Below are 23,696 nucleotides of genomic sequence, written 5' to 3'. Positions count from 1 at the left end.
ATTTAATTGGATTTATTACTAAAGTATTTCATAAACTGTGCTCGCTCGTATAAATCGGGATTATCGATGGAAGAGTAAGACAGCATGCCCCGGAAGTCATCAATACTCTCGAAAGCTTTGGACTCCATCCACGTCTTGATAAAAGTATTCATCTCACCGATCACGCTTATCCCCTTCTCGTAAAGCACGGAGCACAATTGGACGGTGGTAGCTCCCGCCAATAGCAGTTTCACGACCGCCTCACCGCTATGCACTCCCGTCGAAGCAGAAATCTCCAGATTCTTGTCCTTACCCGCCAGAATACCCGTCCACCGCAACGTCGTTCTCAACTCCGTCGCCGTACTGAACACGGAAGCCGCTCCCATTGTCAAGCTATTGATATTAATATCCGGTTCGTAAAAACGGTTGAATATTGTCGTGGCATTCGCCCCGTAAGCTTTCATCTTATCCACGAAAGCCGATAAATTCGTGAAATAATGACTTATCTTGATGGCAACGGGTATCTTTACCTGTTCTTTGATCGATTTCATGATCTCAAAGTATACATTCTCCACCTCCGCACTCTCTGTAAACTCGTTCACAGGCAAAATAAAAACATTCAATTCCAAAGCATCAGCCCCGGCATCCTGCAATTGACGGGCAAAACTAACCCATTCACCACCACTGAAACAATTCACGCTGGCAATAACGGGAATCGATAAACGACTTTTGGCGTTGCGCACCAATTCTACATATTTCTGTATCGTGTTGGAACGGATATAAGCCTTGATGTAATCCTCCGCTTCCGGGTAACCATCACTCATCCCGTACCCGGCATTAAACACACCGCTCGTTTCTTGGTTTATCTGTTCCTCGAAAATAGATTTCAACACGACTGCCCCAACGCCCGCTTCTTCCATTTCCACCATCTTCTCAACATCGGAAGTCAACCCGCAACTCGCCGCAATAATCGGACTCCGTAATTCCAGTCCCATGTACTTCGTCTTCAATTCTGCCATAATTAATTTTAGATTTATGATTTATGATTTTTGTTCGCCTTCGGCGAGTTACAAGTTGCAAGTTACATTTGCCTTCGGTAAGTTGCAAGTTGTTATTCTCTCATTTCATTTTCAATTCTGCATTTTCAATTTTCAATTGCTTTGTATTGCCTTGCCCCGAATATCGAACTTCCTACCCTCACCATCGTGCTTCCTTCTTCAACAGCAATCTTGTAATCCCCGGACATACCCATAGATAACTCTTTAAATTCCGATTTATCCGCAAAATACTGTTGCTTCAACTCATTGAATATCCTTTTTAAATGCCGAAATTCCTCCTGAACCTGCACCAGATCGTCCGTGAAAGTCGCCATTCCCATCACACCCTCAATCCGCACGTTCTTCATGTTCGCGTAACTCTCGCTTTCCAATAACTCCCGGGCTTCTTCCATGTTCAACCCGAACTTCGTTTCCTCCTTTGCCACATGGAATTGTAACAAACAAGGGATCACCCGGTTGTGTTTTTTTGCTTCCTTGTCTATCGTCTCCAGCAACTTCAAGCTTTCCACGCCGTGAATCATTGCCACGAATCCAGCCACGTATTTCACCTTGTTGGTTTGTAAATGTCCTATCAGATGCCACTCTATATCTTTCGGGAGCACCTCGTACTTCTCCGCCAACTCCTGTGCCCGGTTCTCCCCGAACACCCGTTGTCCGGCATTATACGCCTCTTCTATCGCCTCTACCGGCTTCGTTTTTGACACAGCCACCAGCTTTACCCCTTCCGGCAAACTATCGGCTATACGTTTCAAATTTTCAGCTATACTATTCATCTCATTTCAACGTTTATCGATGTCCGTGAAACTATGGACTTACAAATATAACGTAAAATCCATAATGTCGGGATAAACATCTTAAAATTTTAAGACTTTACACCGACGGTTGCAAGTCTCCCCGAATTGTGTTAATTTTGGACTTTCAAAAGGAAAAATATGCACAGGTATTTTATAGAACTAGCTTACAACGGAAGTGGTTATAACGGTTGGCAAATCCAGCCTAACGCTCCTTCCGTGCAGGAAGAGATAAACAAAGCCTTGTCCCTGTTGCTAAAGCAAGACATCAACGTAACCGGCGCCGGACGTACCGACACGGGTGTGCATGCATCCTTTTTTGTCGCCCATTTCGACAGCGTCACTCCCGTAGCGGACACGAAAGCCCTGACCGATAAGCTTAACCGTTTCCTAGGGAAACACATCTCCATAAAAGAGATCTATCCCGTCCTTCCGGACGCTCATGCCCGGTTCTCTGCGCTCTCGCGGACATACAAATATTACATCAATAAAACAAAGAACCCGTTCACCTACCCGTTTGCTTACACACCTCACCCGTTACCCGATATCCGGTTAATGAATCAAGCATGCGAGTTACTTACACGTTACGAGGACTTCACCAGTTTCTCGAAACTCCACACGGACGTGAAAACCAATATTTGCCGAATTATGCAAGCCGGATGGGAAGAAACCGACGAACAACTTGTCTTCACGATAAAAGCAGACCGTTTCCTGCGAAACATGGTACGGGCTATCGTGGGAACCCTGCTAGACATCGGTCAGAAACGGATCGACTTGAAACAATTCCAACAAATCATCGAAAGCAAAAACCGCTGCAACGCGGGCACTTCAGTCCCCGGGAACGCACTGTTCCTCTGCGATATCGAGTATCCGCCATGTAAAACACAACTAACACCCGAAGCATGAAAACAAAAATATTCATATTATTCATCCTTTTTCTATGTATGTTTGCCCGAAACACATCGGCAATCAAACTAACGAAAGATGCCACGATCAGCATCCTCACGTGCGCACCGGGAAATGAACTCTACTCTCTTTTCGGGCACACGGGCATCCGTGTCACTGACAAGGCAAATAATTTGGATATCGTATTCAACTATGGCACGTTTGATTTCAACACGCAAGGTTTCTATTTCAAGTTCGCCCGAGGATTACTTCCCTATCAATTGTCCTGTTCGGATTTCGACCGCTTCATGGCCTCTTATGTTTACGAGGAACGTAGCGTGTACTCGCAAATCTTGAATCTGGACTCCATTCAGAAACAACGACTCATGGATCTACTCGTGGAAAATTATCAGCCACAAAACCGGACTTATCTCTATAACTTCCTTTACGACAACTGTACAACCAGAGCGAGGGATATTGTCGAGAAAAGCACCGACAACAGTATCACGTGGATAGCAGAACCTTCCACCAAGAGTTTCTGGAACATGTTGGACGAATATCTCTGCCGCTCCCAGTGGACGCAATGGGGTATCCATACCATTCTCGGTTCCCCTGCAACCTCTATCGTGACCACCCGGGAACAGATGTTCCTGCCCGATTACCTCATGTATCGACTGGACTCTGCCTATTTCAACGGCAAGCCTCTGGTTGAACCGATTAAAGTGATTTACCAAGCCCCAGACCAGACTCCCAATAACCCGTGGTACATTTCCCCGTTTTTTGTCTTTGCCGTTTGCACGTTAGCACTTATCCTGCTCCTGCAAAAATACAGAAGCAGACGCTTGTTGAAAGCCATTGCCATCCCGTTTTTTATCATCACGGGTATCATCGGTTGCCTTATCGTCTTCCTTTGCTTTTTCACCAAACATCCCACGATGTACCCCAACTTCAACGCTCTTTGGGCTAATCCACTCAACCTCATCGCCGCCTTTTTTATCGGCAAAGAGAAATTACCGTGGATTATCAACAAATACATCTTCGTATATCTCTACGTCCTAATCATCGGCTTCCTGCTCTGGTTCCTTTTCATTCCGGCAGTACCTTACGCCTCCATGGTCATTTTCGTGTGGATGATATACCTCTGCATCCGTTTGCGACAAGTACAGAAATAATATTTTTCCACTTTTTGCATCCCACGCCTTGCAAGTTCAAATAAAACCTCTATATTTGCACTCGCAATTCCAAAATGGTGCCATAGCTCAGTTGGTAGAGCAAAGGACTGAAAATCCTTGTGTCCCCGGTTCGATTCCTGGTGGCACCACTGAATCAGAGAGAGTTACAAAAGTGACTCTCTTTTTCTTTTTGGTTATTTTTAGGTGTTTTTGACCGTTTTGTCAACCAATTTGTCAACCAGAAACTAGAATTCAGACATAAACATGGAGTAATCAAATACAAAAGATACTTAACCGCTATTCTTGTGAAAAATTGAAATTTAACATACTCCAAATACACTTCTTTACTCTACAAACTCCTATAGAGAACCCACTGTAAACCTACCCAAGACCTAGGGTAATAAGTACATAGTGCCGATGCTACTCTGCTTTAACTCCAGCATTTCTATATTGGAGATAACAGGAAGTTCAGAGGATAAACGGAGCATAACTGAAGATGAGGTAGGATTACGGTATTACTTGGGTAGGTTTACAGTGGGTTCTCTATAGATTCACCATAAAAAACAATGAAAATTCCATGTTTAGCCGTATATTCGCGAAAAACAGCACACGAGTCATGCAACAACCTGAACAATACTATCACGGCAAATTAGAAGAAGTAACCGCACTGTTGAAGAATCACAAACAGAAACGGAACGGGATCACGCTAGTAAAAATCATCCTATTCCTCTCGGCCGTCTTTTTTATATACACGTTTGCGAACACGAGTGCTGTCGTTTACCTTTGCGCTTTCTTTGTAGCGATTGCCTTGTTTATAGTTATAAACATTTTTGAAACCAAATTATTGAAGAAGATCGCATTCCTGAGTGAATTGAAAAAATGTTCGGAAGTGGAGTTGGAATATCTGGCGGGAAACCTGCAACACCTCCCCGCGGGAAACGAATATAAAGATCAGACGCATCCTTACGCGCATGATCTCGATCTTTTCGGTGACAGCTCGCTTTTTCAAGCGGTCAATCGGACGGTGACTCCTCACGGAAGGGAAAAGATGCGCCAGTGGTTGCTCAATCCCTTGAAGTCAGAAAAAGAAATCACCGCACGGCAACAAGCGGCAAGCGAGTTAAGCGGCAACCCGGACTGGTGTCACGCTTTTCGTGCCACGGGAAACAGTCAACGGGTATCCCCTCTCGCCATACAACAAATCGAAAAATGGCAACAAGAGCGGGAATCATTGCCCCGTTGGATCACGCCGTTTCTGTATATTCTCCCGGTAATCACCATTTCCGCATGGATATTGAATATCTTTTCCGTGATAGCTTGGAATCTCCCGTTCACGCTTTCCTGCCTCTCGCTCATTCTTTGCTATGTCCCGGCGAGTCGCACGCTTCGGGCGCACCTGCGGTTGGATGAGTTTACACGTTCGTTCAGCAACTTGCACGAGTTAATCCATCATTTTGCCGACTTCCCGTGCCATAGCAGCCAACTGCTATCCGTTCGAGAGCAATTGTTCTCCACCTCCTCGAATGCGGACACGGCACTCCGTTCCCTGCGCAAGATTCAAGAAGGTTTTGACCAGCGTACTAACGTGTTGGTCGCCATATTACTGAACGGGCTACTATTACGGGAATTGCATTTACTTAAACGGCTCGTGGCATGGAAACGGGAATACGCCGAAGCCATCCCGGCATGGGTAAACGCCACGGGAGAACTTGACGCTCTTGTCAGCCTCGCCAATTACAAGTACAACCACCCGGATTTTGTCACTCCCGCGCTGAACACGGACGTGATCCTGCGAGGTGCGGCTATCGGGCATCCCCTGCTATCCGCCGAAGGTTGCGTGACAAATGATTTCGGGATTGACCGTCTTCACGAGTTCTATATCATCACGGGGGCTAATATGGCAGGTAAAAGTACATTCCTGCGTGCTGTCGGGGTTAATCTAGTGCTGGCTTGCTGTGGTGCGGTGGTACGTGCCTCCTCGTTCGAGTTTCAACCGATGGCGATATTTACCAGCATGCGCACGGTTGATGATCTTGCCAAGGGCACCTCTTATTTTCATGCCGAACTGCTTCGCCTGCAAAAGCTGGTTACCATGGCAGAGCGGGAAGAAAAAACATTTATCATTCTCGACGAGATACTGAAAGGAACGAACTCCCGCGACAAACTCAACGGTTCCCGTCGTTTCCTGCAAAAACTACTGACACTTCCCATTGCCGGACTCGTTGCCACGCATGATCTGGAACTCGGTGCGCTTGCGGATACTCAACCGGAGCACTATTTCAATCGTTGTTTCGAGATCACTCATACCGATGATGACATCGTGTACGACTACAAGTTGAAACCCGGTATCAGTCAAAATATGAATGCTTCAATATTATTGGAAAAAATGAAATTGGTCTAAATACCCTATCTAAATTCTAAATACGTGAACCTTTCAAGCTTTTTCCCCGTTTTACTTCTAAAACAAAAAAGCAATGAAAACACACGCATTATTATTCGTATCTATCATCATCGTCCTTTGCGGATGCAAAAATAAAGCAAAAACAAAAGAAGCACGGCAACCTGCAACATCCGTGGATACCGTGTTAAGTGCCATGCCGACCTCCGCTGCCGATTACTATTTTGCCGGAGAATACGTGCTTGCAGGCAAAAAAGCAACACTAAAAGATTGTGCCACGGGGAAATCGCTTTCGATTACCTTCGGTGAAGAGGCCTACAAGGTTGAGAAAGAATACAAGGCATTACATCTACCCGAGGGGACTCCGGTATACGCTCAATTTTATGGTTATATTACCCCCAACGATGAGGTTGAACAAATTCCCGGACAGAAACTCATTATCACGCGTGCCATCAGTCTTAACCCGGAAACAAAATGTCAGGCATCACGTCTTTTAACCGGAAGTTATATCACCTATATTCCCAATAATATCAAACCGTCCGAGAGATTCACGTTCACGCTTTATCCCGACTATACTTATAGATTCAGCATCCTCGATATTGCAGCCAATACCACAAGAGAAGCCAACGGGACATGGTATTTGTTAAAAGAAGATTACATCCAGTTTGCCAGCAACCCGCTCACGAATTTCCGTAGCGAGGCCTTCGTCAATTACGATAAAATGGAATTGATATTCAAAACCAGCAAACGGGTGTATTACCGGACAACGGCAGAATAATATCAGAATCTCACCGCACTCAACGGAAGTGATATGTTGTCTTCAAGTCCGATCATGGCATTAATCAAGTATAATCGGTCATAACGATAAAGTTCACTCACCGGAACAACACGCTCCCGCACGACACCCTCGTCAAGTAATCGCTGACGCCGGGTACCGTTGAGTAAAAACGTATCGGGCGTGTACAACCCCGTGGTATCTTCCAGCACGATATTAGAGAATGATGTGTCGGTTATCATCCCCTGCCGCACGACAAGTACATCATCACACCCGTCCCGTTGCGCAAATACATGTTCAAGCGCAACACGATCGGTTGATTTGAAACGGTAATCTATCGCGTTATCTTCAATCAACCGTAAAGAACCGATACGCCGAAAAGTATAGGGAGAGAAAGTCACGTCCCTTATTACCGTATCGTACACGACACGACACTTCACCACCCCTTGGCGTGCCTCATCAGGTACAGTCATTCCGGCAACATCCCATTCCAAACGACAACCGAACACAGCAAGAGAAGTAGCCCTAGCCCTACATTCGTGATAAGCCAAATGGCAAAACTGCCCGTTATTCACTCTGATTGTTTCCACGAAACTACTTTCCATACCGTATATATTTAATTATCACAAAACGGCAGATACACCTTTTCCAACACTTCTTTATATTCCGCCTCCCGGTCACTATTGATCGTGATTCCCCCGCCACTACGGAAATAGAACTTTCCGTCCCGTTGCTCGATAAACCGGATCATTACCGCCGAATCGAATCCTTCGCCGTCAAAATAACCGAATACACCCGTGTAATAACCTCTGGGTTCCTTTTCCGCACGGGCGATAATATTCAGAGTCGAGGGTTTCGGTGCCCCGGAAATGGAACCGGCAGGCAATAGCCCGAACACGATATCTCCTAAACGGGAGAAACAATCTCCAGTCAGATCTCCCGCCACTTCGGAACTCACTTGAAGTATTTCCCCGTTACTTGTACCCAAACGATCGATATAACGGAAACGAGGAACCCGCACCCGCTCGGCAACCCGATTCAAATCATTACGGATTAAATCCACGATGGTATAATGTTCGGCACGCTCCTTGTAATCTTCAAGAATCACCCGCTCGGCATCCAGCACACGGGCATCAATGGTTCCTTTCATCGGGAAAGATGAAATCACCCCGTCCTTGATTCGCACAAAAATCTCGGGAGAGAAGCAGACAAATTCATCCGGCACCAACAAACGATACGGGGAACGTGCCCGATAAAATATCCCCTCCAAAGTCCAATCCGTTTCAAGAGCAGTCGCAACAGTCAAGTTTAGTAAAAACGAATCCCCCCTCATCAATCCTTGCCTCACAACATTAAACTTCCTCTCGTATTCCTCACGGGAAACCGGATGTCGCTCAAACACCCCTCCTCTCGGAACATTCTTGTTTTCCGGTACATTCGTCACACCTCCTACTTCAAAAAGAATGTCCTGCTGTTGCAAGGGAGAAGGTATAAAAAAGCCTTTTGTCAACTCGAAATCCACCCCGAACAAGAATGGTTCCCGCCGACCTCCCGACAGATTCATTCGCTCTTTTATTTCATTCGCGGTCATCCTATTTTAGATTTATGATTTTAGATTTATGATTTCCGCCCCGCTTACCGACGAAAGAGTTCATTTTCAATTCTCCATTTTCAATTATAAAAGAGGTGCTTCAAATAAAGCGGCTTCTCCTCTCCTTCCGCGTTATAAAAACTCTCCAGATAGCGGTTAAAAGGCTGTCTTCCTTCTTCCGCGTAACGTACGGCGTCCCCCGTGATATCTTCAAAGGTAATTGTCACATCCCGACGAGGGACAAAAAAAATGAAATTCGCCAACACGTAAAAGACAGCTTTCATATAAGTCCACAAGAAATTAGGAGATTTTCCCGTCTTGGCCCTAGACCACATACTCCCCCACAATCCTTGAATCCGCATACCGACCACTCGCGTTCCGTTCGGCAACTGGCGGCACACTTGCCACGCACCCTGTTTGTTACCGACATGCTCCAGCCCGCCGTTGGTCAACTGTCCTGCCGGATAAATCAACACGTTTCTGCCTGCTGCCAAAGCGTCCACCACGACCTTGTTCAATCCTGCCACGACTTCCACGCCCCGACGGCTTTTTTCAAGATCGGGAACCCGCACGGCTCCCATCAAATGAAGTATCTGTGCCACAACAGGAATCTTAAAATACCCTTCTGTCACTAACGGGGATACATCCGTGTAACGCAATAATTGAGAACACACGATCTGCGGATCGACCGAAGCCTGATGATTCGGCAGAAACAATGTTGTCTTCGACTCTGTCAACAATTTCGCTCCTTTCAAATGTACCCGGTAACGGGAACTCAACACGCCCCGGTAAAAAGCCGCCAATACTCTTTTATACCTTGCTACCATAAAAAAACTTTACTATCCTCAATTTACGGAACCGTTCTCGGACTTCAGTCACTCTGACAAACAGGATGAAAGTTATCGCGAACGTCAGTACCGCAAGAAAAATAAACACAATTCTGGAATCAAAAAACATATTTATCGCCCCGAAACATCCCGAAGCAAAAAGCATAAACAAGAATGTAATCAAGTTAGAATAAGCCAACATATCCCCCAGCTCTCGTCCTTTCACGTTTGCCTGAATCCAAGCATCCAACGGAACCTTGAACATCCCGCTGAAAAACGCCGCAAAGAATACCAGTACGGCAAAGAACACTCCCCCCGCATCAAAAATAAAAATTGCCAACAACATCAGTCCCGTGGTAATCCCCCCGCACGGCACCAACCCTAATTCGACATCATGACGGGATAACACTCCCGCCAGATAACACCCCGCCCCGATACCGATAGCCGCCAACGACATCACGATACCCGTTTCCGAATCACTCATCCCTAAATCGGAACGGCAATACACGATAAGCACCATCTGTATCATGGAACCGATAAACCAAAATGTGGCAAGTCCTACCACGATAAGGTTCAATCCTTTAAAAGCTTTCGCACGCAAGAACATATCTTTCACGAACTTCAAGGGATTCAACGTCTCGTGACTCTCTTTCAACGGTTCGCTCTCGTTCGCACGAATCGTCAGACTCGACAACCAACCGAATAACGCCACCCCGAAAAGGATCGCACACAACACCGGAATACCCGCGCTTTCCGATAGGAAAGCAGCCATCAGCGTTCCGGTCAGAATCCCCACGAAAGCAAACATTTCCATTGCACCCGAACCGAAAGAAATACCCTCTTCACCCCCGATATCTCGTATCAATCCGTATTTAGAGGGCGAAAATAAAGCACTTTGCAATCCCATGAGAAGGATAGAACCCAACACGAGCGATGTCGAGTGCGCCAGAAACCCTGCCGCGGCCACGAGCATGATCAACATCTCCGCGAACTTTGCCCATACCACGATTTTCCGTTTCTTGTATATCTTCGCCAAACGTCCCGCCAACGGGGAAAACAATAAATAGGGAATTACCAATGCAGCCGATGCCAACGTGACGACCATTGACTCGTTCTCTTTACCCACCCAAGCGATACAAATAAAGCACGCTAATGTCTTCAGGAAATTATCATTCAATACTCCTAAATAATTCGTGAAGAACAGGGAGAACCAATTTTTTCTTTTTGCCATAACATACACTTATAACCAACAGACTACAAGTTGCAAATTCATTGCAACCCCGGGAATCACGCACTTCTCCCGAAAAACTGTCAGGTCAAAGGTAGTTTATTTAGCTCCGAATTCCTACTTTTGCAACCGAAAGAGTTTATAAAGTTTGCAAAGTAAAAAAACAAATTGCCTTCATGAAACGCGTTCTAGTCATTGACAATCACGATTCTTTTGTCTACAATCTCGTTCAGATTTTACGGGAATGTGAAAATTGCCAATTCGATATTGTCTACAATGATAACATAGACTTTTCCGCTCTTAACCGCTACGACAAACTTCTGCTCTCGCCCGGTCCCGGCATCCCGGCAGAAGCAGGCGACCTGCTCCCTCTCATAGACCGGTGCAAACATACACATTCCATACTTGGCGTATGTCTTGGACATCAGGCAATAGCCGAATGTTTCGGGGCACGCTTACAACAATTGGAGCATCCCAAACACGGGCACGCGAGTCCTCTTTTTATTACCGACTCCGCGGACACGCTTTATCATGAAATCGCCACCCCCGTGCAGGTAGGACGTTACCACTCTTGGATTGTTGACACGCGAACGCTTCCTCCATGCTTGAAAATAAGCGCCGTTGACGAAGAGGGCAATATCATGTCTTTTTATCACGAAAGCCTCCCGCTCCACGGAGTCCAATATCACCCGGAATCCATCATCACTTCTCATGGAAAGGAAATCATAAGCAACTGGATCACCTTGTAATTCAATCTATTCCCCGACAAGCGACAAAGAGAGGCTTCGATGCTGACTTTCCCCGGTCAAAACCGAACCAGTACTCCTTTACCCCATCCATGAAATAATATACCCTCATCACTTCCGTGTATTCACCCGTTACAACCGTGATGCCTCCCGGAATTTCACTATTCCAAGGTTTCAACCGTTTGCCCGGTTCTTTGGCAAAAGGAATACCCGCCACGATCCACGCCACGGAAATATCCGTTAAAAATGCCGGATAACGATCTTCACAAAATTCATATAACAGGACTCCCCGTTTTTCCAGACTCAACGGTTGTTCCAGTAGTTCCAACCTCTCCAACCACGACAAGAAATCCGGCAAGAAATGTTCATCATGAACTATCAAGCGGCGCACCACTTCCTGCCATGCCGCGGCGTTATAAAATCCGTCTATCAAGCGGGACAATAACCGGGCTTGCCGTAAATCCTCCACGCTCATCTCCCGGGTACACAACACCTCGTAAGGTACATCCGGAGAATATATTATTCCCAAGCTCTCTGCCTCCTCCCGCATCACCGTGCCGGGTAACAATTTCAACAACTCCAATTGAATTTCACCTGTGCCGAATGAAGCCAGCACCCGAACGTCAGCAACCATCTGTTCCAAGGTATATAAAGGCAATCCCGCTATCAAGTCGGCATGCACGACAAGATTAGGCAATCCCGCCAAATAACGCAAACCATCCAAAGCCGCCTGCAAATTACCGATTCGACGGCAGGCTTGCAGTACTTCTTCCCGCAGACTTTGTATCCCCGCTTCCAAATGCAATAAACCCGTCGGTAACTCCCGCAACAACACCTTCACCTCATCGGAAAGCAAAGCGGGGTGTATCTCCAGATGAAAATGCATCGCGGGGGCAAACTCCCGGAACAGTTGCAATAAACGAATAGCCCGTTCCGAGCTCCCGTTAAACGTGCGGTCGAGCAAACGTATATCCCGGATGCCATGCTCCCGGATAACAGTTAATCTCTCCCGTATTCGCTCCACGGAAAGCACCCGCACAGGTTTCTCCGCACCACTCACGCAAAACGCGCAAGTATTAAAGCACCCCCGTGTCGTTTCCAACTGCACGAAAGGCTTTGACCAATCAAAGAACCGACTGGTTTCCGGTACTTGTAACTGCTCAAACTCCATCACCCTCGCTAATCCGCCGTCATGATACACTCCTTCGGCATCCAACCAGCAAAGTCCCGTCACCGAATACCAATCCTCCGGACGATCATATACCCTCAACCACTCGTGAAAACCGATCTCCCCTTCCCCGCGGAACACGCAACTCACGAAACGGTATCTTCGTAAATACTCCCCGTTATCACCCAACATCTCCGGCCCGCCGAATATAATCGTACATTCCGGCAGCAGAGCTTTCACCCGCGAAGTTATCTTCAATAACACCTCATGAGTAAACAACCATGCCGTGGCAGCCAATATATCCGGTTTCTTCTCCACGATCTCCGCAACCACACTCCCCACGTTTGAATTAATCGTCGCCGAAACCTTACTCCACGTGACATCTCCTTCATCTCCTTTCACTTGCGCATGAATCGCCGGAAGAGCCAAAGAAGAATGAGCGTATGATGAATTCAAATCCAACCAAACTAATGAGTTCATAAAGTGTATAAAGTTATAAGGTTTATAAAATTCCGGAAGACTTCCAAGATTTCGAGGGTGAAAGATAATAAAAAAGTTCATAAGGTAATCCTTTAAACAGAATCTTACCTTATGAACTTTACAAACCTTATTAAACCTATTGATGCAAATGTATATCCATTTGCGGGAAAGGAATATTCAGATTCTCCTGTGCAAATGTCTTGTACACTTTTTCGTTCATATCGAAATAAACACCCCAGTAGTCGGCGGAATTTACCCAAGCACGAACCACGATATTCACGGAACTCGCGCCTAATGAAGTCAAGGCTATAAAATAAGGCGGCTCTTTCAACACTCGGGAATCAGCATCTAATAAACGAGCTAATACTTCTCTCGCTTTCGTGTAATCATCCCCGTAAGCGATACCGAACTCCCAATCCACCCGACGAGTCGGTTCCTTGGAGTAATTCTTCATCAAGCCGGTTGACAAACCTCCATTCGGGATAATGATCACCTTATTATCAGCCGTGGTAAGTATCGTATTAAAAATCTGTATCTCTCTCACCGTACCGCTTTGTCCCTGTGCTTCAATGAAATCGCCAACCTTGAAAGGTTTAAACAACAAAATCATCACTCCCCCGGCAAAGTTCTGAAGTGTACCGCTCAACGCCATACCGACAGCAACACCGGCAGAAGCGAAGAGGGCGATAAACGAACTGGTTTCAATTCCAAGTATTCCAATAATCACGATAACCAATAACAAGTTCAACGTGATACTCACCAAACTCCTTACAAAGGTAGTCAACGAAGCATCCACTTCCCGTTTGGTCAGAATCTTGTTCACCAACTTGTTCAATCGCCGCACGATCCAACGCCCCACGATCAGAACAATAACAGCAAATAAAATTTTAGAGCCGACGGTAATCCCCAAATCTACCATCCTGCTCAAAAACGCATCCATAGAAACATTAGACGGATTTGTAAATAATTCTTCCATACTCTTTTTTTATTTATCTAGTTAATAATCATATTTTCATTCAACTTCACTCGACTCATTTCCTGTACATCAGGAAAAAATCGTTCGAATATACCCTGCAACTGTACCCGGTTCGCCGCGAGAAATCCAATGGCTTTATCCGGGTCTACTCCCAGATTTTTATACTCGACCATAATCTCCAGAGAACGCCGGATTCCCGCTAACGAAGCATACTTCACCAAACGATTGGTGAGAATAAAATGCCACAGGAATCCTTTAAAACGCTCCGGTAAATAACGGTAATTCACAATCAACGAAGCATAAAACCCGAAAGCAAACCGTCGCAAGGATTTTCCCGTATAGCGTCTGAAACCCGTTGCGAGGAAATAATCGAAAAAAATGTCTGTTATCACCCCGGCGTACCTGCCAAATTCTCCTCTTGACAGTTCGATAGCTTCACGCACCAACGGGTGATGATCCGTGTAATCATCTATCGCCCTGTGCAGCAATATTCCTTTCCGGAAATCGGGGGAAAACTTTTTATAGGCATGCCCTTTCACCGCATCCCCGACAAAATTTCCAATTTGTATCTTCCGGTTATCTCCTGAAAGAAATATATGTGCCAAATAATTCATCTTACTACTCGGATTCAACGTTAATTGCCTATAACAAGTTTCAAATGAATAGGACTATTTTTAACAACTCTACCCACGCGAAAATAACAAAAACCTCGGACTATTTAATTATCTTTGTCAAATAAGCAGGGCAAATAAGCATATAAACGTTGTAAATCAGATGAAAAAGATTCTATATTGGAGCATCCTTTTTTTGGCATTGGCACTATCCTCTTGTAGTTCATCGCGGCAACTCGCCGTCCAAAAAAGTAAAACAGAGCAATTATCACGTAAATTGGGCTTCACCGTGAGCAAACGGGACAACCTGCCCCTGTTTGAAGAAGTAAGTCTTTGGCTTGGCGCCCCCTACCGTTACGGGGGAACCACTCGCATGGGAGCTGATTGTTCGGGCTTCGTGGGAGCGGTGTACAAGAATGTCTATCATAAATCATTGCAACGTACGGTTGCAAACATGTATAGCAAAGATTGTCAACGCATCGGGAAACGAAGGGTAAAATCCGGTGACCTCGTGTTCTTCAACTTCTCCAAAAAGAAAAGGCGAGGATTAACACACGTCGGTATATTCCTCAAGAACGGCTATTTTGTCCATGCCAGCACCTCGAAAGGAGTCATCGTTAGTCACCTGAGTGAAAACTATTATAAAAAGGGGTGGAGAAAATCCGGAAAAGTCTGGTAGTTCCCGTTTCCTCCCAGCGACCGGAAATAAAAACATCATTATTCGGAACAAGACCGGAAACGGGTATTGTTTTTTCTTTAACCACCCCGGTTCCGGCAAAAAACTGAAACCCGATCTTTGCACCGGAGCCGGGAAATAACAGTAAACGAGAAATCACCGTATCGGCAGACGCGGGAATATCTCTCGAATATATCCCCGTGTAGGAAGTCGTATCGCCGGCTGTTGCTTCTGTCAACAACACGCGGGAACTTATTCCCTCCACCCGATAGCGTACCGAATCGACTTGGTCGGGAATACCCGTTATCACCACGGTCAAACGGCTTACCACCCGACTTAACACGACAAAAAGAGGTGTACTCTCGTCAGCACCCGGTTTCATCTCCACTTCTCCCATGAAATAAGCCTGTTCCACCCCTACCGGGGGAAATGGCAAATACCCCTGCTCCACACTTCCTCCCCGGGGTGGTTCCACATACTCGTTCGACAGGTCATTAGCCAGATAATAAAATCGATACAGTCCTGCCGGCAGAGTCATTTTCAACATTTTGGAATTTGCAACCGATGCCATACCCGATTCCAAGTTATGGATATCCCCCGCCGTCAAATCCGCCACCTTTTTATAATAAACAAAAGAATCGTCCGTCTCTTGAAAAGCGAATACGGCAAGAGAATGAATATACTTTTCAAAAGACGCTCCCTCCTCTATCGCCATCTGTATACTCACTCTCTTCAATCCTTCCGTGTTACTGGTTCCTCCTTCCCAATCCGATTCCTTCTCGCAACCTAATAACCCGAATATTATAACAATCCCGTATATCCCTATTCTTTTCATTGCCATTCGTCACCCGACGATTTCTTTTTAACGTTATGAACTAAATCACAATCGACGGTTCCTGATCCACGTTCCATTCCACGTTTACCATCAAATCAAAAGTCAGATCAATCTTCCATTGCTCACCCGGTTTCTCCGTGTTCACCGTTGCCGTCAACCGAAGAATTGTATTTTCTTGCAATGTATATTGCGGGAGAGTCGACGTTATCTCTTGCCCGTTATCCAAAGTGAACGTCACCGAAAACGTGGAACGGGTAACCGAAGATGCCGTGGGAAGAGAGATAGAAGCCACGATCACGCTATCTTGAACACTCGAGAAATTATAAGAAGAACTCTCGCTCACATCGATCACGGGAGTCGCTTGAAATTGTCCGCTCATATCAAAAGCCCCGTAAGTATTCTGTGTTTCCAAAGTTATTTTCGACACGACTTCGGGTACATCTTTCAAGGTAAGTACAAACATGGATACTTTTCTATTCAACGTCAATGTCGGCGTTGCCGTCATCTGCTCTCCCAAAGTTACGGGATCTGTTATTCCCCAGAAAAAACGGGGAGCCTCGGTTCCGTCTGACACGGAGGCAATCACTTCCTCCATCGTATTACCTATCGTCACACCGCTCAACGAGGCGTTCGGCAACGCTTCCCCGGTTTCACTCAAAACATTCGCCAATCCCACCACTTGATAAGTCCCCACGGGCAACTTACCTATCGTCACATTCTTCTTCGCCGTGAATCCGGGTGCGACAGCTCCGTCGCCGGCTTCAAGCGCTTTCAATTCTGCCTTCGTCAATACGGAACTCTGGTATAACACGTATGTACCCTGACGATTTTTCCGAAAAGTCAACAAATTCAACGATTCCACGTAATTGGTAAGATCATCGTTGATGACCGTCCCGACTCTACTCGTAACGGTTAAATCAATACTTTTATTCCCTGCCGGAATAACCGTTTCCTTGTCATCGTCATCACTACAGCAACTAATTGCCATACCCATGATGACCGCCAAAATTAATAATGCAAATTGCTTCATGCCTTCATTCGTTAGTTTAGTTTCCTTTTATAGCGAATGAAGACATTCAATTGTTTCAATATCCCGGAGAGTCGTTCATTTTTTGTTTACAGGTCCCGAACACGGTACGCTAAAAAGATTAACCGGATTACCTTTTCCTGCCGTAACCGCGGCATAAGTACGGTATCCCCCGTTCAAGTTCAGCACGCTGTATCCCAATTGCATCAATACCCGCGCGGCAATATATCCCCGTAAACCGATAGCACAAAAGACCACGATCGTTTTATCTTTCGGTAAATTCCGATACTCGGCACGCGATCCGTCCAAAGGAATATTCACGGCACCTTCTATACTACCTTCCGCGAATTCTCCCGGCACACGGACATCGACCACGAGCGTGCTTTCGGTATCCATCGCTTGAAACTCGCGCCAGCTAATCATCTTCACCTTTCCGCTCAACATATTATCTGCCACGAACCCCGCCATGTTCACCGGATCTTTTGCCGAAGAATAAGGGGGTGCGTATGCCTGTTCCAATTCCATCAGATCGTACACGGAACCACCTTCCCGTATCACTGCCGACATCATTTCCAATCGCTTGTCCGCCCCGTCCGCGGCGACCACTTGCGCTCCCAGCAATTTCCCGTCTGTCGGGGAAAAATTAATCTTGATATCCATCATGATTGCCCCCGGGTAATACCCCGCGTGCGAAGCCCCGTGAATAATAGCTTCCCTGTAAGGGATCTGCAACCGTTCGAGCATCTTCGCCGACAAACCCGCTGCCCCTACCGTCAAGTCGAATACCTTCGCGATAGCCGTGTTGATCGAGCCTTTATATTTTCTCCGGTTACCGTAAACCGCGTTATCCGCACAAATTCGTCCCTGTTTATTAGCGGGACCCGCCAAAAATGCCAGAGCCGGACGACCGCTCACGGGATTGGGAAACTCTATGGCATCACCCACCGCGTAAATATCCGGATCGGAAGTCTGCAAATACTCGTTCACCTTGATTCCTCCCGTTTCCCCGATCTCCAACCCGGCAGCTTTTGCCAAACGGGCATCCGGACGAACCCCGATAGAGAGCAGTACCATGTCTGTTTGCAATATCAACCCGCTTCGCAGCACGACTTCCATACCTTCCCCTGTCTGCCGAAAGGCTGTCACTGCCTCTTGTAGGTAAAGTCCCACGCCCTTTGCTTTAAGATGCTGGTGTACAATCGCCGCCATCTCGTAATCCACGGGAGTCATCACCTGATCGGCCATTTCCACGATCGACACGTCAATTCCGTACTCGTGCAGATTCTCCGCCATCTCCAAACCGATAAAACCGGCACCAACAATCACTACCCGCTTCACGTCACGCTCCTCCACGTACTCTTTCACCCGATCCGTATCGCTTACATTACGCAAGGTGAATATCCCGTCGCCATCGATTCCCGGTAACGGGGGACGCACAGGCTCCGCACCCGGCGATAGAATCAACTTGTCATACGACTCCTCGTAACGTTTCCCCGAATTCAAGTCGCACACCGTTACCACCTTTTTCCCCGGTTCTATTCCCTTCACTTCAGAACGTATCCGAGCTTCTATATTAAAACGAGCGGCAAAACTCTCCGGCGTCTGCACGAATAATTTTTGTCGCTCATAAATCACATCTCCAATATAATAAGGTAATCCGCAATTCGCATAAGAGATATACTCACCTCTCTCGAAAAGGATTATTTCAGCATTTTCATCCAGTCTACGCAAACGGGCTGCCGTAGAAGCTCCTCCCGCCACACCACCGACTATCACATACTTCATACAATTTATTTTAAATGTCACATATACTGTTCTATAATTTGCTGTAACTGTGCGGCCTGTACCACACCGCTATTATTCCACAACATACGTCCTCCTTTAAACAACATGAGTGTCGGTACCGACTGAACATGATATTGATACACCGGCTGACGATTAGCCGGGACATCCACATCCACCTTCAGAATAACCACCTTATCCTCCAACCGTTTCTTTACCTCTTCAAGTATCGGGTGCATCATCTTGCAAGGTCCGCACCAAGTAGCGAAAAAGTCTACCAATACCGGTTTGTCACCATTAATCAATTCGTTGAACTTGTCCATAGCTTTATTGTTTTCGTTAATTCATATCCGATATACGTCAACCGGCGAAGACAAGTTATTCCAATTTCGTCACTTTTATATCTTTACGGTCAATGTAATTCGGATAACGGAAAGCAGGCATCCCCAGTGCCATGATAGCATGGATATGTCCGTCTATCCCCAACGATTTCGCCAACCCTCTCTTGTTGTCCTGCTTGACGGCAGACATCACGAATCCCATATACACTTGACTGACGCCAAGGCTCTCCGCCATCAACGAGGCATTCTGATAAGCCAGATTACAATCTTCACACCCGAAACGATTCGACTCAGGTGTATGAATGAAAAGCAAAGCCGTGGCATGACGCAGTATCGGGTCATTCCCGGCTCGATCTTCCCGGAGCAAACGTTCAAAAACAGGCACATACCTGTAAACCCCTTTCAACAAAGGTTTCAACAGAGGTTTCAATATCGGATTCTTCAATTTCTTCAACACCCCGCCAAAAATACCAAGCGTATACTCGCTTACTTCACGCACCCGTTTCGGATCTGTAACCAACGTGAACGACACGCTCTGCGCGTTCGTCGCCGTGGGAGCCCGATGTGCCGCCTCCACGATCATATCCAACATCTCCGCCGGAACAGGTTGCTTTGTCATCGTCCGGTTCGAACGCCGTGCCTTGCACAAAAGCATCATCTGCTCAGGGGTCGGCAACAGCGTGTAATCAATCGGGTGTACTTTCTCCGCTGGGAAATCACTATGCTTCACCGCACCCGTCGGACACGCCGCAGCACAATGCCCACACCCGATACACATCTCCTCGTGCTCGATCCCCACGACTTCCCCCACCTTTACCTGTGTAAAAATCGCCGCCGGACAAACCTTTACGCACTTTCCGCATTTTATGCAACTGCTTTGGTCTATACTTAACGTCATATCATATCATTTTAAAGTTTATTTGGCTTCAATGATTATTACCACAAAAGCATCTCTTTATCCATGTACTTCTTCAATGAAAAACAACTCCTGCATCACGTCTCTTCCACCGTGTAAGGGGGGGAGCCGGAGGGGTTGTCCTCAATCTAAAATCATAAATCTAAAATTAATAAATCCACTTCCCGATATTCCGTTCCGCGGCGCTAAACTCCACGCCGACTTTTACCAGCTCACGCCCGTCCGCTTGGTAAGGGAGCAAGTATTTCTTGTCGTCAATTTGCTGTAAAGCCTCCTCGGCTGTCCCGTTCAACTTGAACTCGAAAACGTAAATGTACTTCGGCGTCTTCACCACGGCATCCGCCCGTCCCACGGCACTCTTCACCTCCGCGTCCGTGAACTGCCCCATTAACTTGAACACGAGGTAGAACACTACTTGGTAGTGTCGCTCCGTCTTGGTATTGAGTTCATACGGGAAATCCGCGAAGAAGGCTTGCAAACGTGACATGAAATCATCCACCTTTCCCACACGAAGCTCCTGCACGAACTTACCGATATAGAATCCCTTATCCTCGTCGGGAACCGAGGTGTAAAAAGGAACGAGGAAATTCATAAACCCGTACCGCACCTCATCATTGGGAAACTCCAGCAGATAATTCCCGAATTCCGCGTCGTAACCCTTTATCGTCAAGTACCCGCTCTGGTAAATCAGCGGGATCGGGTTATTGGCATCCACCCGGTACTCGGCGAACGAGGAAGATGGTGCTTCAAGACCGTCGAGCAATACCCGCAGGTCGTAATCGCTTTTCTTAAGCAACTCGACGAGGAAGGTCGGCGTACCCGTCTGGAACCAGTAATTGCTGAACTTGTAACCGTCGAACACGTTCAATACGCTGAAAGGGTTGAACACCCCTTCCGAGAACTCGCAAAAATGATAACCGTCATACAACGCTTCCATCTTGTCCAAGGCATCCTCACGCGTCAACCTGTTCGCCTCCGCCAACCGCTCCAGCTCCGGCGCAAACGTCGCTTCCAGTTCCTGCCGCGTGATGCCGCAAATCGTGGCGTACTGCGGTTTCATACTGATGTCGTTCAATTGATTCAAGTCACTGAATACGCTCACTTGCGCGAACTTCGTCACGCCCGTCAGGAACACGAAACGCAAATAACGGTCTGAACTCTTCAGTACCCCGTAGAATGCCTTCAACGTCTGGCGGTAATCTTCCAGCAAAGCGTCGTTACCCAAGGTTTGCAGCAGGGGCTTGTCGTACTCGTCCACCAGTACCACCACGCCACGTCCCGCCCGTTCACTCGCCCGGCGAATCACGCCCGAGAAACGAAGCGAAAGAGTCGGTTCGTCCTCTCCCTTGCCGTATTCAGCCTCCCATCGCGTCAAGTTATTGCTCAATATATCATTCAATTTCCGGGGAGAATCATACTTCTCCGCGTTCAAATCCAGATGCAACACCGGGTACTCGTTCCATTCCTTCTCCAACCCGGCAATCGCAAGTCCCTCGAACAACTCCTTCTTCCCCTCGAAATAAGCCTCAAAAGTCGACAATAACAGGCTTTTGCCGAAACGGCGAGGACGACTTAGGAAATAAGGGGTTTCCGTGGAAGCGATCTTCCAAATAAAGGCCGTTTTATCCACGTAAACATGGTTGCCTTCTCGAAGTTTTTCAAAAGTCTGTATCCCGATGGGAAGTTTGCGTGACATATTATCCATAACTGCTTTTCCGTTGTTTATCATACAAAGATAAAAATAAATTTAGAATTTAGAGTTTAGAATTGAAGTTTCCCGAAGACAGTAGTAATTCAGCTGAGGGCATCTCATGTTTTTTTGAGACACCCTCTTAACTTCTCGCCACCACGATAACAGTAGTCTAAAGTACCGTGGCATCACGTCACAAACTTTTCTTCCTTCCCCACCGCTCTCTCAACCACGCGACCACCACGGCACTTAACACACCCCCGACAATACTCACCACATGTGAAAGCATTGCATCGGTTACCGAAACACACCCCATGCGGACAAACGAAACGTTAATACAGTACGTGGAGAACAATCCGACGACAAAATGACCGACTCCTTCCATACTTATTCATTTGAAGTCGGTTGAAGTACAATACTTCGGGATGCTTTCCGCTTGTCTTTCGACAACATGAAAGCATAAATCACCAGATTCTCTACCGCCCAATTCTTTCCTAATGCGATACTGGTTGAACCCGATTCCTTCCGGTTGCGGCAGCCCGTAACAACCATCTCCTGTTTCTCTTTTTCATACATCGCCACGTACAAAACATCGTTCGGGTTCGCCACTGCCGACCAATATGTTTGAGCTTCCTGTGTCACGTTTACTTTTTTAGCAGCCGTATCCACAGTTACCTCCACATTCGCCAGCGAGGTCAAGTAACCGGACGCACAAACCACTTGATCGTAATTCACCGTAGCCACGACCTCCCCACTCTCCGACTCCGTGGCAGTGATCGCCCCCATGTTCTCTTTCACAAATGCGTTATAACAGGAAGTTCCGGCTGTACGTCCCGGAAAACCAAGTTCCGCGGCGGGAGCAAAATAAAGAGAAAGACGCAACAGTTCCTTCATTTTTGCCCGTTGTCGCAAGTGTCCCGGGGTTTTGGGATTGCGTATCTTCATGCGCCGGGTTCTGCCCACGCTATACCCTTTTGCTCCCGAATAAGTCGTCACATTACCAATCGACTTCCTCACTTCTCCAAAAAACAATGACCTGAATAAAACCATAATTCTACTTTTTTAAATGAAACATTAAACCTCCCTATCGGACACTCTCTGCCGAATCGGGTATCTCTAAAAACTGATTATCCGAACACTTGTCCCAATTACCGGAAACAAAAGCACAATACAGATACTTTACCTCTTTCGTCCCCTCCGGCAAACACACCACGGCTTCCTCATCCCAACGCATACTCCCCGGCACCTTTGGCAATATCACGTCAAACAAATCGTTTTCCATCATAACTATTACCAACAACCGATCCCATTTCCGATCCTTATTCAAAACAGCGATATTCTTCCATGTCAACAACACCTCTCGTTCCGACAAACGCCTCACCCTCATTTCCTCCGCCAGCGGCAAACTTCCTGCCGTGAAATGCAATCTGTCGTAGAAAATACCTTTCTCCCCGTTAAAAGCCCGGATATTCATTTTATTGAACAACACGTTTGCACCCGTGTTCACCTCCCGTGCAGCAATCCTCCATATCTCAGCCAAAGGAGTCTGCCTCACCGCACTGTAAAACGTGTTCACCCTCCGTAAACGTGCCCTGTAAAACATTTGTAACTCTGTTCGAGGATTATTCACCCGAGTCGGACACATTCGCACGAATCCTTTCCCGAATCTCGTGTACAACACCACGTTTCCCAACTTTCCCGAGAAACAATCAAATAAAGACTTTCTAGTTGCCATACTTCCTCC

At 46.7% G+C, this 23,696-nt stretch carries 23 protein-coding genes, 1 tRNA gene and 1 pseudogene; 7 read left to right on the top strand and 18 right to left on the bottom strand.

Annotation, left to right across the window (positions count from 1 at the left end):
• Positions 1 to 2: 2 nt before the first annotated feature.
• Both H8S64_RS04745 and H8S64_RS04740 read right to left on the bottom strand, forming a co-directional pair.
• Positions 3 to 998 (bottom strand): dihydroorotate dehydrogenase-like protein, encoded by a 996-nt coding sequence (locus tag H8S64_RS04745; protein WP_186975186.1) that lies wholly within the window; start codon positions 996 to 998, stop codon positions 3 to 5.
• 125 nt (positions 999 to 1,123) lie between these two features.
• Positions 1,124 to 1,810, bottom strand: coding sequence for a YggS family pyridoxal phosphate-dependent enzyme (locus tag H8S64_RS04740; RefSeq protein WP_099292159.1), 687 nt, complete (start codon positions 1,808 to 1,810; stop codon positions 1,124 to 1,126).
• A gap of 159 nt (positions 1,811 to 1,969) precedes the next feature.
• On the opposite strand from H8S64_RS04740, the gene truA reads away from it, so the two are divergent.
• The 5 genes from truA (at position 1,970) to H8S64_RS04715 (ending at position 7,061) form a co-directional block, all read left to right on the top strand.
• Positions 1,970 to 2,734 carry a tRNA pseudouridine(38-40) synthase TruA gene (gene truA / locus H8S64_RS04735; RefSeq protein ID WP_186975185.1) on the top strand — a complete coding sequence of 255 codons (765 nt, stop codon included), beginning with the start codon at positions 1,970 to 1,972 and terminating at the stop codon, positions 2,732 to 2,734.
• On the top strand, positions 2,731 to 3,885 hold the full coding sequence (locus tag H8S64_RS04730; RefSeq protein ID WP_099292157.1) for an Lnb N-terminal periplasmic domain-containing protein: 1,155 nt from the start codon (positions 2,731 to 2,733) through the stop codon (positions 3,883 to 3,885). Before truA ends, H8S64_RS04730 begins: the two co-directional genes overlap by 4 nt.
• Before the next feature lie 76 nt (positions 3,886 to 3,961).
• A tRNA-Phe gene (locus H8S64_RS04725) sits at positions 3,962 to 4,034 on the top strand.
• A 428-nt stretch (positions 4,035 to 4,462) separates the two neighbouring features.
• Entirely contained in the window at positions 4,463 to 6,286 is a 1,824-nt protein-coding gene (locus H8S64_RS04720; protein WP_186975184.1) for a MutS-related protein, read from the top strand.
• 73 nt (positions 6,287 to 6,359) lie between these two features.
• Entirely contained in the window at positions 6,360 to 7,061 is a 702-nt protein-coding gene (locus tag H8S64_RS04715) for a hypothetical protein (RefSeq protein WP_186975183.1), read from the top strand.
• 2 nt (positions 7,062 to 7,063) lie between these two features.
• Here H8S64_RS04715 and H8S64_RS04710 read toward each other — a convergent pair whose 3' ends face one another.
• The 4 genes from H8S64_RS04710 to H8S64_RS04695 form a co-directional block, all read right to left on the bottom strand.
• Positions 7,064 to 7,663: an aminotransferase class IV gene (locus H8S64_RS04710; protein ID WP_186975182.1), complete on the bottom strand. Its 600-nt coding sequence runs from the start codon at positions 7,661 to 7,663 to the stop codon at positions 7,064 to 7,066.
• 11 nt (positions 7,664 to 7,674) lie between these two features.
• Complete coding sequence (locus tag H8S64_RS04705; RefSeq protein ID WP_186975181.1) at positions 7,675 to 8,649, bottom strand: aminodeoxychorismate synthase component I; 975 nt, start codon at positions 8,647 to 8,649, stop codon at positions 7,675 to 7,677.
• 80 nt (positions 8,650 to 8,729) lie between these two features.
• Positions 8,730 to 9,476: a lysophospholipid acyltransferase family protein gene (locus tag H8S64_RS04700; RefSeq protein WP_186975180.1), complete on the bottom strand. Its 747-nt coding sequence runs from the start codon at positions 9,474 to 9,476 to the stop codon at positions 8,730 to 8,732.
• Complete coding sequence (locus tag H8S64_RS04695; protein WP_186975179.1) at positions 9,460 to 10,707, bottom strand: MFS transporter; 1,248 nt, start codon at positions 10,705 to 10,707, stop codon at positions 9,460 to 9,462. The genes H8S64_RS04700 and H8S64_RS04695 overlap by 17 nt, the downstream gene beginning before the upstream one ends.
• Positions 10,708 to 10,880: 173 nt before the next feature.
• Between H8S64_RS04695 and H8S64_RS04690 the strand changes: the two genes are divergently transcribed.
• On the top strand, positions 10,881 to 11,453 hold the full coding sequence (locus tag H8S64_RS04690; RefSeq protein WP_186975178.1) for an anthranilate synthase component II: 573 nt from the start codon (positions 10,881 to 10,883) through the stop codon (positions 11,451 to 11,453).
• A 1-nt stretch (position 11,454) separates the two neighbouring features.
• Here H8S64_RS04690 and H8S64_RS04685 read toward each other — a convergent pair whose 3' ends face one another.
• The 3 genes from H8S64_RS04685 to H8S64_RS04675 all read right to left on the bottom strand — a co-directional run bounded on the left by H8S64_RS04685 (position 11,455) and on the right by H8S64_RS04675 (position 14,688).
• A complete protein-coding gene (locus H8S64_RS04685) occupies positions 11,455 to 13,098 on the bottom strand; it encodes a B12-binding domain-containing radical SAM protein (RefSeq protein WP_186975177.1) in 1,644 nt (547 codons plus the stop codon).
• Positions 13,099 to 13,234: 136 nt separating this feature from the next.
• Entirely contained in the window at positions 13,235 to 14,074 is an 840-nt protein-coding gene (locus H8S64_RS04680) for a mechanosensitive ion channel family protein (protein ID WP_186975176.1), read from the bottom strand.
• A 17-nt stretch (positions 14,075 to 14,091) separates the two neighbouring features.
• Positions 14,092 to 14,688: an acyl carrier protein phosphodiesterase gene (locus H8S64_RS04675; RefSeq protein ID WP_186975175.1), complete on the bottom strand. Its 597-nt coding sequence runs from the start codon at positions 14,686 to 14,688 to the stop codon at positions 14,092 to 14,094.
• A gap of 160 nt (positions 14,689 to 14,848) precedes the next feature.
• Here H8S64_RS04675 and H8S64_RS04670 point away from each other — a divergent pair, with 160 nt between their 5' ends.
• Positions 14,849 to 15,364, top strand: a complete 516-nt coding sequence (locus tag H8S64_RS04670) for a C40 family peptidase (RefSeq protein ID WP_227217837.1) — start codon at positions 14,849 to 14,851, stop codon at positions 15,362 to 15,364.
• On the opposite strand, the gene H8S64_RS04665 is transcribed toward H8S64_RS04670, so the two are convergent.
• From H8S64_RS04665 to H8S64_RS04625, 9 genes and pseudogenes are all read right to left on the bottom strand, one after another.
• Complete coding sequence (locus H8S64_RS04665; RefSeq protein ID WP_186975174.1) at positions 15,303 to 16,202, bottom strand: FimB/Mfa2 family fimbrial subunit; 900 nt, start codon at positions 16,200 to 16,202, stop codon at positions 15,303 to 15,305. The genes H8S64_RS04670 and H8S64_RS04665 overlap by 62 nt on opposite strands.
• A gap of 34 nt (positions 16,203 to 16,236) precedes the next feature.
• Complete coding sequence (locus H8S64_RS04660) at positions 16,237 to 17,226, bottom strand: FimB/Mfa2 family fimbrial subunit (protein WP_099292145.1); 990 nt, start codon at positions 17,224 to 17,226, stop codon at positions 16,237 to 16,239.
• A 123-nt stretch (positions 17,227 to 17,349) separates the two neighbouring features.
• Positions 17,350 to 19,008: pseudogene (locus H8S64_RS04655) on the bottom strand (FAD-dependent oxidoreductase); the annotation flags it as partial.
• A 17-nt stretch (positions 19,009 to 19,025) separates the two neighbouring features.
• The gene (gene trxA / locus H8S64_RS04650) at positions 19,026 to 19,328 is read right to left on the bottom strand and encodes a thioredoxin (RefSeq protein ID WP_186975172.1); all 303 of its coding nucleotides are present in this window, start codon (positions 19,326 to 19,328) and stop codon (positions 19,026 to 19,028) included.
• Positions 19,329 to 19,383: 55 nt separating this feature from the next.
• On the bottom strand, positions 19,384 to 20,244 hold the full coding sequence (locus H8S64_RS04645; RefSeq protein WP_186975171.1) for a nitroreductase family protein: 861 nt from the start codon (positions 20,242 to 20,244) through the stop codon (positions 19,384 to 19,386).
• 166 nt (positions 20,245 to 20,410) lie between these two features.
• Positions 20,411 to 21,967, bottom strand: coding sequence for an ATP-binding protein (locus H8S64_RS04640; RefSeq protein WP_099294495.1), 1,557 nt, complete (start codon positions 21,965 to 21,967; stop codon positions 20,411 to 20,413).
• Positions 21,968 to 22,145: 178 nt separating this feature from the next.
• Complete coding sequence (locus H8S64_RS04635) at positions 22,146 to 22,337, bottom strand: hypothetical protein (protein ID WP_186975170.1); 192 nt, start codon at positions 22,335 to 22,337, stop codon at positions 22,146 to 22,148.
• A gap of 2 nt (positions 22,338 to 22,339) precedes the next feature.
• Entirely contained in the window at positions 22,340 to 23,002 is a 663-nt protein-coding gene (locus tag H8S64_RS04630) for a DUF6266 family protein (protein ID WP_186975169.1), read from the bottom strand.
• Positions 23,003 to 23,036: 34 nt separating this feature from the next.
• Positions 23,037 to 23,687 carry a DUF6266 family protein gene (locus tag H8S64_RS04625; RefSeq protein ID WP_186975168.1) on the bottom strand — a complete coding sequence of 217 codons (651 nt, stop codon included), beginning with the start codon at positions 23,685 to 23,687 and terminating at the stop codon, positions 23,037 to 23,039.
• Positions 23,688 to 23,696: the final 9 nt, after the last annotated feature.

Origin of the sequence: Butyricimonas hominis, assembly GCF_014287455.1 — a bacterium.
Lineage (GTDB): Bacteria > Bacteroidota > Bacteroidia > Bacteroidales > Marinifilaceae > Butyricimonas > Butyricimonas muris.
The sequence above is the reverse complement of the archived record's forward strand: the minus strand, read 5'-3'. Positions and strand labels throughout refer to the sequence as shown.